The sequence below is a fragment of the Paenibacillus sp. 32O-W genome (assembly GCF_007679495.1).
Taxonomy (GTDB): Bacteria; Bacillota; Bacilli; order Paenibacillales; family NBRC-103111; genus Paenibacillus_L; species Paenibacillus_L residui.
The window spans coordinates 1-10587 of sequence record NZ_VEGP01000102.1 but is presented as its reverse complement, the minus strand read 5'-3'; the positions used below and the strand labels follow the sequence as shown (position 1 = coordinate 10587).

The following is a 10587-nucleotide window of genomic DNA, read 5'->3' as shown; positions in this document are numbered from 1 at the left end:
TATTTAGCGAAATATTTTCTAACAATTGACGTTATGACTGATTACCAATTACTTACTTGAACTGCATAGGTCATGTAACTAATCCTTCGGTAAGCGATATCTGTTGATTATCGAAAGGGCTAATTACATTTTTCTGGAGAGGATGCCATACTATGCGAATAGAGGAAGCGATTAAAGGAAGAAGAAGCATCGGCAGAGTTAAGCCTGATCCGGTGGATAAGTCACTGATCGAAAAGCTGTTGGAGGCGGCGGTATGGGCGCCTAATCATTATAAAACGGAGCCTTGGCGTTTTTTTGTCATGACGGGGGAGGGGCGCAACCGGTTGGCCGGCGCCTATAAAGAGATCGCCAGAGAGGAAGCGGAAGCGGCCGGTACTCCGGTAAGCGAGGAGCAGCTGCGCAAGCATTGGGACAAGGCGTTTCGCGCTCCGGTCATCATTGCGGTAGCCGCATCGCCAACTTCCATGCCCAAGGTCCACTGGATTGAGGAAATGGCCGCCGTTCATGCAGCGGTGCAAAATATGCTGTTAACCGCTCATTCGCTCGGGCTTGGAGCTATTTGGCGTTCGGGAGACCCGATGTATCATCCGAGAATGAAGCAGGCGTTTGGCTTGGAGGAGCATGAGGAGGTGGCCGGTTTAATTTATTTGGGATATCCCGAGAACGGTCAGCCCCCGGCGCCTGCGAAAACATCCTTTGCCCAGAGAACGATCTGGTACGAGTAAGGGATCGGGATGGCTTAAGAGAAATAATGGTCTGGTACGAGTAAGGGATCGGGATGGCCAAGAGAAATGATGGTCTGGTACGAGTAAGGGATCGACATGGCTTAAGAGAAATGATGGTCTGGTACGAATATGAGACCGAGACAGCGAATGAAAATCACCCTGGTTCGAGTGGATGAATTTATCCACGCCGATCTTATGATCGGCTAAGACAGAACAGACGGGGTGGCCGCTACGAAGAAAAAAGCTGACAGCCAAACGGGCTGCCGGCTTTTTTTATGAAGTTCCCGGACAACACCGGCGGTTACGGCGAAGGATTGATGTAATTGACCCCGGGAGTATACTTGTTGCTCGCGTTCCATAGCAGGAACTCTTCGATACCGTTATCATGCAAGGCGCGGATTTGCTCCTCGATTTCTTCCTTGCCGTATTTAATATGCCCCGGAACCCAAGAGGCTGTGAAATCTTGAATCCATGGCCGGACGATCGGCTTAAGGGGGCCAAGAGGCTCCAGCTTCTTGTGCGTATCAACGCTCGAACCGCTGATCGTTGTATACGGCTCGGCATCCGGAACCTTCGCGCCGAACCAGCCGGTGGTATAGTGGCTCGGGTAAACCATTGCGCTTATGACGTCAACGTTTTGCGATATTTTCTCAAAATCCTGACCGATTCCTTCAGCGGCGGGAACCGAGGCGGCGTAGCCGAAGATGTCCACTGAGACTCGGACCCCGAGCGGATTTAACTGCTCTCTCGCATATTTGACGAATCCGGCAACGGCTTCGACCCGGCTGCGTTCATCCTGTTCATATTGGAGGATACTGTCTCTTTTTTCAAAGCCTTCCGGAAACCGGACATAATCGAATTGAATTTCCTTGAATCCTGCTTTGGCCGCTTCTTTGGCAACTTCTATATTATAATCCCAGACTTCCTTGGAATACGGATTAACGAAGCTTTCCGGAGGTTTTTTGCCGTTAGCCCACAAGCTTCCGTCCGGATTAAGAAAGGAAAGCTCCGGCCGTTTATTGGCTAGAATGGTATCCTTGAATACGACAATCCGGGCGATCGGATAAACCTCATGCTCATTCAAAGTATTCATCAGCTTCTGGATGTCGGGAATGATCTTGTATGTAGTGTCGTAAGCTTCCAGCCTCGAGTTTCCGGTATCGTAAGTAATGTTTCCCCAATCATCCTTGACGTCGATGACCATGGCGTTTAGATCGGTTTGGTCTACCAGTTCAAGCAGCGTATTCAGTCGAGACCCGCCGGCGCTGTGCGCAGTCACATAAATTCCTCTGATAGCGGGGGTATCGGGCTGAGGGTCTTTCTTGAAGACCGGCCGGAGCGGATCGAATTCCTCCCCGTGAGCGGGTACCTGCATGGATGCCTGCACCAGCTGATCCAGCGTCACATCGGGATTGGCCGAAGAGACGTTGCCCCACAGCATCAGCATGGCGGCCAAAATCATTTCCATAATAACTCTCTCCCAATTCATCGTTGTTTTTACTCTTGCTGTCCGTAAGACGAATCTTCTTGTTTCTCGAAAAAAACCTTCTTCAACCTTTCGTCACAGAATAGAGCAATAAATCCATTATAAGGGAAGGAGGGACTCCATTAAAGAGCCTAAAGTACTTCGGAGGACAAATTAATGAAGACAGGTTGGAAAAGTGATCAGAATCAATCCCCGCCGCTGTATTGCAGATGGACTTCCGTTAGAAACCGGATAGCTATCATCAACGGGATAGTAAAATAGTCATACCGACCACAGTTTAAATATATGAAATAATTAAAAAGAAAGACGCCCTTCAATGAAGAGGGGCGTCTTTCTGATGTTCGGAGATGCTGTATTGGATGATCTCCAAAGCATCGTTATATTCCAAAGCGTCCATACCGTTCGCCAGAACGATCTGGGAATCAAGTTCCGCTTGCTTTAAGGACGGATATAGCTCCGGCGTCCATTTCATAACAATCCTGGATAGCTTAACTGTTTCCATACATCATCACCCTTCCAATCGTATTAGGTCGATCAGGAAAAGATAGTGGAATGAAGCGGAAAGACGGATAACACCAGAAGGCTATGAAATTACACAGTTATATTATAACATAACGAAACTTCACTTGCATTGCCAAATCACCCCAGGCTATAACGCCCCCATCTATCTGTGAAAATCAAAGCCGGCGAAAATCACCCCAGATGCCTGTCGTTTCCACAATATTCACCCATGCCTTGGGATCGGTCTGGAAGATGATTTTCTTTAACTCGGCGAGCTCGTATCGGGTGGTGACCGTCATCAGCATCGTTTGGGAAGTTTGTGTGAAGGCTCCTTCCGTTCGGATCACGGTGACGCCCCGGGGGAGCTTGACCAGTTCATCGATCAGGCTTTGCTCATTGCGGGTAATGATGAAGACCGTTACCTTGACGTGCCGGATATGGATAGTATCAATCAGCTTGGAGGTCAAATAGATGGACAGCATCGAGTACAGGGCAAGGTCCCAATTGTTTTTGAAATAACCGAGAGCAAGTATAACCAATCCGTTAACGGTAAACAGGAAGGTACCCAGAGGGAAATCCCGCTTGCGGGTAACGATGGAGCCGATAATATCGAAGCCGCCGGTTGATCCTCCCGCTCTAAGAGAAAGTCCGGTCGCAATCCCGAAGAGCACTCCGCCGAATACGGCGCCGAGGATGGGCTCGCTTGTTACCGCCATCACCGGAATGATTTGCATTAGCCAGGTGGTGGCGATGACCGAGATGACGCTTAGCAGAATAAACCGGCGGCCAATCGTAATAAGCCCCCATATAATCAATGGAAGGTTTCCGATAAAATAAATGAGACCGATATTCCAATCGGTAAAATAGCCGATCAGCATGGCGACCCCCGACAGTCCGCCGCTAAGCAGCTGGTGAGGGATCAGCAGCAGGTTGAAGCTGGCAGCCAGAATTCCCGCCCCCAGCAATATGTAGAATATCTCCCCGGCATATCTTCTCAACGGGCTTCCTCCTTACAGCGATTGTTAATTTTTTCGGATTACAACAGTAGTGTATCCTTTTTCCTACGGTAAAAAAAGCTGTCGTAAATTTATTCGCGGCAAAAAGCATCCCCTCCTGAGAGAAGATGCTTATAGGATGCCGGCTCTGGCGTACATAGACGCACTTGTTACATGGAATATTTTCTGTCACTTGTTTAATACAGTCAACTTAGCACGTTACCGAAGCTCCTTAAACAGACCAAGGACTCTGGATTGGCCCCTTTAGTCAGAACGTCATATTGCAGAACGGGGGATTTTTATTCTACCTTCGTCTGGAAAAAGAGCCTTTACGTTTACTGGTCTTCGGTTTGCTTGGTTTCTTGTAAGTCGGAGTGGATCCGTCATTCTTCTTGGAAGAAGATTTCGACGAGAAGGTTCCGGTGCTTTTTGGCTTGGAAGTTGGAGCGGGTTCTACGGAATTGGCCTTGTTCTTGTCGTCTTTGGCGTTTTTGCTGCTGAAGCTTCCCGTGCGGTCGGAAGTCGTCGGGCTATCCTTCGCTTTGGGCGTGCTGGTTCCGGAGGAAGTCGATTTATCCCCTGTTGATTTGGAAGGAACCGTTGTCGAGTCCCCTTGAACCTTCCCGGATCCGCCCCACGGGCTGTCCCAGCCTCCGAATAAAGAATTCAATATCGCGCCGGTCAGAAAACCTTCCAGGAAGGAAGAATCGTAATGCTTTTTGACATATTCCGCCGAACTGATTTCGATCAGAGTGTTTTCTTCATTCTCCGGGTCTTGCTGCAGATGGATCAGCTTGTTGCTGTAAACCAGGAACATATGCTCCGAATTTTCTTCGCTAATTTCCTTAGGCTGCTCCTGTTTGGCCAGCAGGGCCGCAACGGCAGGAACATCCTGGCCTTCGGCCACATAAATTCGGGACGTATCCTTTCCTTTTCCTATAACCTCGGTTAATGGATAGTGCTCCTTGACGTAGCTTCCGGCATTGGAACATCCAACCACAAGAGCAAGCACGAGAAAAGCCGCAATGATGGATACCCAACGCTTCATGCCGAACACCTCCTTATTATTGGGCTGATCTCATAAATTTTACGTCTGCGGAAGGGATTCTCTCTCCTTGTAGAGCGATGAATTTCCCATCCTGCCATTGCAGGAAAAAGTAGCGATCCTGGGTTGAAAAATATCGCCAAATCATCATTTCGTCCCCGTTGCGGAAGTCCGTATTTCCGGCTGTGCGGGTGATGTCCTTGCGGTAATGCTCCAATTCGTATTGAATTTCCCCGTCCACATCGAGCAGGGTAGGGACGTCGTTCGGATCGTCCAGTGCCCCTTCGAGAAATTGAGTGAGGAAGCATTCGTAAGTCCGGCCTTTTTCGATAAGCAGGCAGCATATTTGGCGTCCGTTCTGTAAATAATAGGCATAGCGGTGGGGAGGATGCCCCGGGTCGTAATATTCGACCTTGCCGCTGATTACGTACTGCTCGAGCTCTACAGTGACAATGTCCCCTACAGATGCTTCTTCATAGGGATTATGCAGCTCGGTATGGGAAGAAGGTTCTTCTTTGTGACTTTTCAGAATCGAGCCGATCCTTTTGAATATGGACATGAAATTCAACGCTCCTCCGTCTTGATCTACATACAGCTATATACGTGTTAGCGGTATTTGTGGTTTCGCACGGAAAAAAAGGGAAATTAAGAACAACGGAACTGGTCAATGATAGACGGGTTATGATATACTTTCTATTATTGTTCTTAAGTACGGCTGTTCGGCGGTGTTTTCCCGGTACCCGTGGAAAATGCTTTTTTGTTTGTCGATAAGTTTTCACCTTTGTAATAAAGGACGATATATAAAATAGAAAATGTCGCACCGTCGCACTTAAGGGAAGAAGACAGGGTGACTTTTGCCCAATAGAAAAAGGAGACTGAAACATTTGAAAAACTTCCAAGAATTTGGCCTGGAGCCAAAAGTTTTAAAAGCAATTACTGAAATGGGATTTGAAGAAGCGACCCCGATTCAGGCAAAAACGATTCCGCTTGCCATGCAAGGATTGGACCTGATCGGACAGGCACAAACCGGAACCGGTAAAACCGCTGCGTTCAGCGTACCGTTAATTCATAAAATTCAGCCGTCGGAAGATAAAATTGTAGCGCTTGTTATGTGTCCTACCCGGGAGCTGGCTATCCAGGTAGCCGAGGAGATCGAGAAGCTCGGACGGTTCAAAGGCATCCGTTCCCTGCCGATCTATGGTGGACAGGATATCGTCAAGCAGATTCGTGCCCTGAAGAAGCGGCCGCAGATCATAATCGGGACTCCCGGACGTCTGCTGGATCATATTAACCGGAAGACGATTAAGCTGGAGGATGTACGCACGGTTGTACTCGACGAAGCGGATGAGATGCTCGATATGGGCTTTATGGATGACATCCAATCCATTCTGAGCCTTGTCCCCGACGAGCGGCATACGATGCTGTTCTCGGCCACCATGCCTCCCAACATTCAGAAGTTGGCCCAGCAGTTCTTGAACAATCCGCAGCATGTTTCCGTCATTCCGAAACAAGTCAGCGCTCCCCTAATTCAGCAGTCCTATATTGAAGTACATGAAAAACAGAAATTCGAGGCTCTATGCCGTCTGATCGATATGGAGGCTCCGGATCTGGCCATTATATTCGGAAGAACGAAGCGGCGTGTCGATGAGCTGTCGGAAGCTCTGCAGAAGCGCGGATATTCGGCGGAAGGGCTGCACGGGGACCTGTCGCAGAATCAGCGGGACACGGTTATGCGCAAGTTCAGAGACGGAAGCATTGACGTGCTGGTGGCTACCGATGTGGCGGCCCGTGGTCTCGATGTGTCAGGGGTATCGCACGTAGTCAACTTCGACCTGCCGCAGGATCCGGAAAGCTACGTCCACAGAATCGGTCGTACCGGCCGCGCAGGCAAGGAAGGAACGGCTTGGACGTTCGTGACCCCTAGGGAGATTGACCATCTGCATTTCATCGAGCGGGTAACCCGCCACCGGATCGCACGGAAGCCGCTGCCGTCGCTGGCGGAGGCTATTGAGGGCAAACAACGGCTGACCGCGGAACGTCTGATCGAGATCATCAATAACGATGGGGCCCAGCAATACAAGGGCGTTGCCATTCAATTGCTCGAGCAGTATGATTCGGTCAACCTGCTGGCTGCCGCAATGAAGCTGATTACAGGAGAAGCTAGAGAGGTTAGCATCGAGTTAACTCCCGAGGAGCCAATCCGCGCGAAGAAGCGCCGGCCGGATGTTCGAAGCTCGGGTAGAAGACCAAGCGGCAACTTCAAATCCAACTTCCGCCGGGGAGACCGTCAGGGCGGTGGTGGAGGATACGGAGGAGGTTCGCGTTATTCCCGCAGGGACGGAGATAATCGGCGGGACGGCGGTTCCCGTTCCGGCAACAGCTACGGACGCGACCGCGACTCCTATACGCGCAACCATTAATCGTCTGGCAGTTACGGCATGAATTAACATCTTAGATAAAAATCTCTTGCGCCGCAGATCTCGTAATCGGTCGGTTGCAAGAGATTTTTTGTTGGGGTGCATAATCTACAAGATTCGTTTATAAAGCCCAGGGCGGACCGTTTAGTCCGTTATCGGCGAATTATCCTTCCAGACTAATTTCAAGGGGATACTCTCATAATTGATCAGCATGATTTTCTTGGAAACGTGCCTGTCCAAAGGACGGCGATAGCCGTTTACCCTTGGGCGATTGATCAGCGGTCCCGTGACGTGAAATTGCAGTGTTTGAACATGCCGGCGAGAGCTTCCCCCTACCGATTTATATGGAAATAGGCTATAATAGACGAATGCGAATAGTCAGACTCAATCGAAGGAGGAAACTGGTTTGGAATTCCGCGGACTAATGGGGGGCTTTTACCGCATCTCCGAATGGATAATGAGGTTATCCGTCACCAATCTTCTATGGGTGCTATGCTCATTGCCTTTCTTCTATCTCATGCTAGTAGTATTTCTCAATCCGGAGAACACAGTCGATTTGTTCAAACAAGGGCTGTTTCTTATCGGAATCGTATCTCCCTTTACTGTTGTCCCCGCTACGGCCGCCGCATTTACAGTTGCACGCAAGTGGGTAACCGGTGACGTCGATGTGCCATTATTGAAAACGTTTTTTCGGGGCTACAAGGAAAATTATTTACAGAGCATGCTGGGTGGAATTGCCTATCTGATTCTAACTGGAGTCCTGTATGTTAACTATCAGTTCTATGGGTCCCAGGAAGGAACGCTGAGCCTTTTATCTTATCTGTTTATTACATTATTCTTTATACTTGTTGCTTCCTTCTTTAATTATCTGTCCATCATGGTTCATTTTCATATGAAATTTTGGCAAATTCTTAAGAACAGCTTCCTGATTACGATTGGCCGGCCTATCGCTTCGTTAATCATCATCGTGTCCAACGTGGCTATCGTAATGATCAGCTTCAGATATACGTTTCTGATTCCTTTCTTTATGGGAAGTCTGATTGCCATTGTCACCTTCTGGCATTTTCATCGTGGTTTCCTGAAGCTTCAGGAGCAGCGTGAGAAGCTGGAGCAGCTCCAAGCCGAGCGGGAGCAGGAAGAGCAGGAGGAGAAAGAGCGCGAGAATCAGGACAAGGAACACGAACAGTCTGAGACTGCGAATGCAGATAGAATGGAAGATCACAGTCGTGATCAAGCAGGACAGAGCTCTTCGTCCGACGAGGAGCCGCCGCATAAAGACGATTCTGCGAATGAAATCCGGTCCGATAAGAAAGACTAATGGACAATCCATCCGATAAGCGGGTCCTATATGGGCCCCTGCCCAATCGGAGCTTGCGAGGTTTACTTTTTGCCCTTCAATCTTTATAATGAATAATACAGTTTCAAACCTCCTGCGATGTGCGTTACGATTTACGTTGTTTTGAACCAATGTATGTTTCTAGGGAGTCCAACATTGCCGTACGGCTGTCATGCCCTCTAAAGGGGACTTCAAAAGTACTGCTGCGGACACCCACCTGCTGAGAGCGGGTTTCGAAACAAGAAAATCGGACGGCATTTGCGGGTCTTAATTTAGAATCCGACAGGAATTAAAGATTGCCTGTATGATACATAGTAGTCTGTCTAATAAGCCCCTCGTGGGGTTTATATTCTTATTTAGGAGGTTTTTTGTTTGAAAATTTTTATCGACACAGCCAACGTGGAAGAAGTGAGACAAGCCTATGAGCTGGGTGTTCTTTCCGGAATTACGACGAATCCTTCCCTGATTGCCAAAGAAGGAAGAGATATTTTTGAAACGATTAAAGAAATGGTATCGATAGTCGGCGACCTTCCGATCAGTGCAGAGGTTATCAGCCTGAATGCGGATGAGATGGTGGAGCAGGGCAAGAAGCTCGTTGAGATCGGGCCGGGAATAGTGGTCAAGGTTCCAATGTGTGAGGAAGGCTTGAAGGCTACCCGCCGTTTCAGCGAATTGGGAATCAAGACGAATGTGACGCTGATATTCTCGTCCACCCAAGCGCTTCTGGCTGCTAGAGCAGGTGCTACTTACGTATCCCCGTTCATCGGCCGGCTGGATGACATCAACATGATCGGGATGAATCTGATCGAGGAAGTCAGCAGCATCTTCAAGACACACCAAATCGAAACGGAAATCATTTCTGCGAGCGTCCGCCATTCCGCTCACGTGATCGAAGCGGCCCTGGTTGGTGCTCATATTGCAACTATGCCGTATAAAGTCATACAATCAATGATCAAGCATCCGTTGACAGATGCGGGGATTGCGAAATTTTCCGAGGATTGGGAGAAGGCAAACCTCGGTACTTTCTAAAGCGGAACCGGCTAGGAGCTGTAGCCAAAGTCGGTTAGCTATTTTCAGCCCCGCTCGGCGCCCGGTTTCTTCGAGAAAAAAGGACCTCATCATCCACCTTTGCTGTGGAATGTGAGGTCCTTTTCGTGTGTATATGGATAGGTTACCGTTTCACGCTAACTCTTAGAGGACAGCCCGGTACAAGCGGGCAAAACGGTATGTATCTTTGGGAAGGCTCTGTTAAAGGAATTAATGGGGTCTATGTGGTGAGTAAGGCATTTAGCAATTTACTGAAAAATTGGCAATTTAACATGGAAGTGATTGTTGATGGGCGGGTTGCTTAGCAATATGTTAGGTACCATATGGTAACATGGTAAGTAGAGGAGGTTGGTGGAAATGTTCGTACAGGTATTTCTAGGAATTTGGTGGCTTATAGCAGGGTTTTGTCATTTTTTCAAACTTAAATTTCTTCTTAGAAAATCTATAATAAATGCGTTAAGTGAAGATGAACTGGCCTCATTCCAAAAAGGATTGGTTTTTCCACATATTTTACTTGGGATGACTTTTATTATTATGGGAATTGTTGAAAGTAAGGGCATCCTCCCCGTGCCAGTTATTCTAGCGACATATATTATATTGGGCGCTGTTTCATTAACCATGATCTTAATAAATAACAAAAAACACTCAGGCTATTATTTTTGGTAGAGCCTTTGGAAAAAAACCGCGAGATGTCTAAATTTAAAGTGAATGTGTAGGTCTTTTTCGGAAAAAGCCGTGCGATGCTTCATTCTAAAGCAATTGTGCAGGTTTTTTTGGAAAAAGCATCCCGATGCTTCATTCTAAAGCAAAAATGCAGGTCTTTTCCCGAAAAAACCGCGTCATGCCTGATTCTAGAGCAATTGTGCAGGTCTTTGGAGCGATTTTTGCGAAACGGCTCCTTTTTGGCAAAAAGACCTGCACATTTGAGCGTCTTTCGCTCTCTTGTTGGAAAAAGGCGGGATTTTAATGCACTTTTGGAGCGACCAAGCCTAGGTCGAGTGAGGTAGCAGGTGTGAACCCTGCTTGGAAAGACGC

General features: G+C 48.2%; 11 protein-coding genes and 1 other RNA gene. 6 read left to right on the top strand and 6 right to left on the bottom strand.

Going from position 1 to position 10587, the window contains the following annotated elements; translation table 11 throughout:
- Positions 1-152 precede the first annotated feature (152 nt).
- On the top strand, positions 153-725 hold the full coding sequence (locus tag FS806_RS23985) for a nitroreductase family protein (protein WP_144941734.1): 573 nt from the start codon (positions 153-155) through the stop codon (positions 723-725).
- Between the two features lie 301 nt (positions 726-1026).
- Here the strand turns inward: FS806_RS23985 and FS806_RS23980 are convergent, their stop codons facing one another.
- From FS806_RS23980 to FS806_RS23960, 5 genes are all read right to left on the bottom strand, one after another.
- Positions 1027-2193: a putative glycoside hydrolase gene (locus FS806_RS23980; protein ID WP_144941732.1), complete on the bottom strand. Its 1167-nt coding sequence runs from the start codon at positions 2191-2193 to the stop codon at positions 1027-1029.
- Between the two features lie 331 nt (positions 2194-2524).
- Positions 2525-2713, bottom strand: a complete 189-nt coding sequence (locus FS806_RS23975) for a hypothetical protein (RefSeq protein ID WP_144941730.1) — start codon at positions 2711-2713, stop codon at positions 2525-2527.
- 175 nt (positions 2714-2888) lie between these two features.
- Complete coding sequence (locus FS806_RS23970; RefSeq protein ID WP_144941728.1) at positions 2889-3710, bottom strand: YitT family protein; 822 nt, start codon at positions 3708-3710, stop codon at positions 2889-2891.
- A gap of 301 nt (positions 3711-4011) precedes the next feature.
- Positions 4012-4755 (bottom strand): DUF4247 domain-containing protein, encoded by a 744-nt coding sequence (locus FS806_RS23965; RefSeq protein WP_144941726.1) that lies wholly within the window; start codon positions 4753-4755, stop codon positions 4012-4014.
- Positions 4756-4771: 16 nt separating this feature from the next.
- Positions 4772-5311 carry a DUF4178 domain-containing protein gene (locus FS806_RS23960; protein WP_144941724.1) on the bottom strand — a complete coding sequence of 180 codons (540 nt, stop codon included), beginning with the start codon at positions 5309-5311 and terminating at the stop codon, positions 4772-4774.
- A 325-nt stretch (positions 5312-5636) separates the two neighbouring features.
- Here FS806_RS23960 and cshA point away from each other — a divergent pair, with 325 nt between their 5' ends.
- From cshA to FS806_RS23935, 5 genes are all read left to right on the top strand, one after another.
- The gene (cshA, locus tag FS806_RS23955) at positions 5637-7172 is read left to right on the top strand and encodes a degradosome RNA helicase CshA (RefSeq protein ID WP_144941722.1); all 1536 of its coding nucleotides are present in this window, start codon (positions 5637-5639) and stop codon (positions 7170-7172) included.
- A 403-nt stretch (positions 7173-7575) separates the two neighbouring features.
- Complete coding sequence (locus FS806_RS23950) at positions 7576-8487, top strand: YesL family protein (RefSeq protein ID WP_144941720.1); 912 nt, start codon at positions 7576-7578, stop codon at positions 8485-8487.
- Positions 8488-8593: 106 nt separating this feature from the next.
- A non-coding RNA gene (gene ssrS / locus FS806_RS23945) (6S RNA) lies at positions 8594-8776 on the top strand.
- A gap of 101 nt (positions 8777-8877) precedes the next feature.
- Positions 8878-9534, top strand: coding sequence for a fructose-6-phosphate aldolase (fsa, locus tag FS806_RS23940; protein WP_144941718.1), 657 nt, complete (start codon positions 8878-8880; stop codon positions 9532-9534).
- 375 nt (positions 9535-9909) lie between these two features.
- Positions 9910-10218 (top strand): hypothetical protein, encoded by a 309-nt coding sequence (locus tag FS806_RS23935; protein ID WP_144941716.1) that lies wholly within the window; start codon positions 9910-9912, stop codon positions 10216-10218.
- Positions 10219-10297: 79 nt separating this feature from the next.
- Here the strand turns inward: FS806_RS23935 and FS806_RS26405 are convergent.
- The coding region (locus tag FS806_RS26405; RefSeq protein WP_222126761.1) for a hypothetical protein at positions 10298-10587 on the bottom strand (290 nt) is incomplete at its 5' end.

What these genes read in the sequence shown, in the direction of transcription:
- FS806_RS23980 (WP_144941732.1), bottom strand. Translation starts at nt 2,193, where the DNA reads ATGGAAATGATTTTGGCCGCCATGCTGATGCTGTGGGGCAACGTCTCT.
- FS806_RS23975 (WP_144941730.1), bottom strand. Translation starts at nt 2,713, where the DNA reads ATGGAAACAGTTAAGCTATCCAGGATTGTTATGAAATGGACGCCGGAG.
- FS806_RS23960 (WP_144941724.1), bottom strand. Translation starts at nt 5,311, where the DNA reads ATGTCCATATTCAAAAGGATCGGCTCGATTCTGAAAAGTCACAAAGAA.
- FS806_RS23965 (WP_144941726.1), bottom strand. Translation starts at nt 4,755, where the DNA reads ATGAAGCGTTGGGTATCCATCATTGCGGCTTTTCTCGTGCTTGCTCTT.
- FS806_RS23985 (WP_144941734.1), top strand. Translation starts at nt 153, where the DNA reads ATGCGAATAGAGGAAGCGATTAAAGGAAGAAGAAGCATCGGCAGAGTT.
- FS806_RS23935 (WP_144941716.1), top strand. Translation starts at nt 9,910, where the DNA reads ATGTTCGTACAGGTATTTCTAGGAATTTGGTGGCTTATAGCAGGGTTT.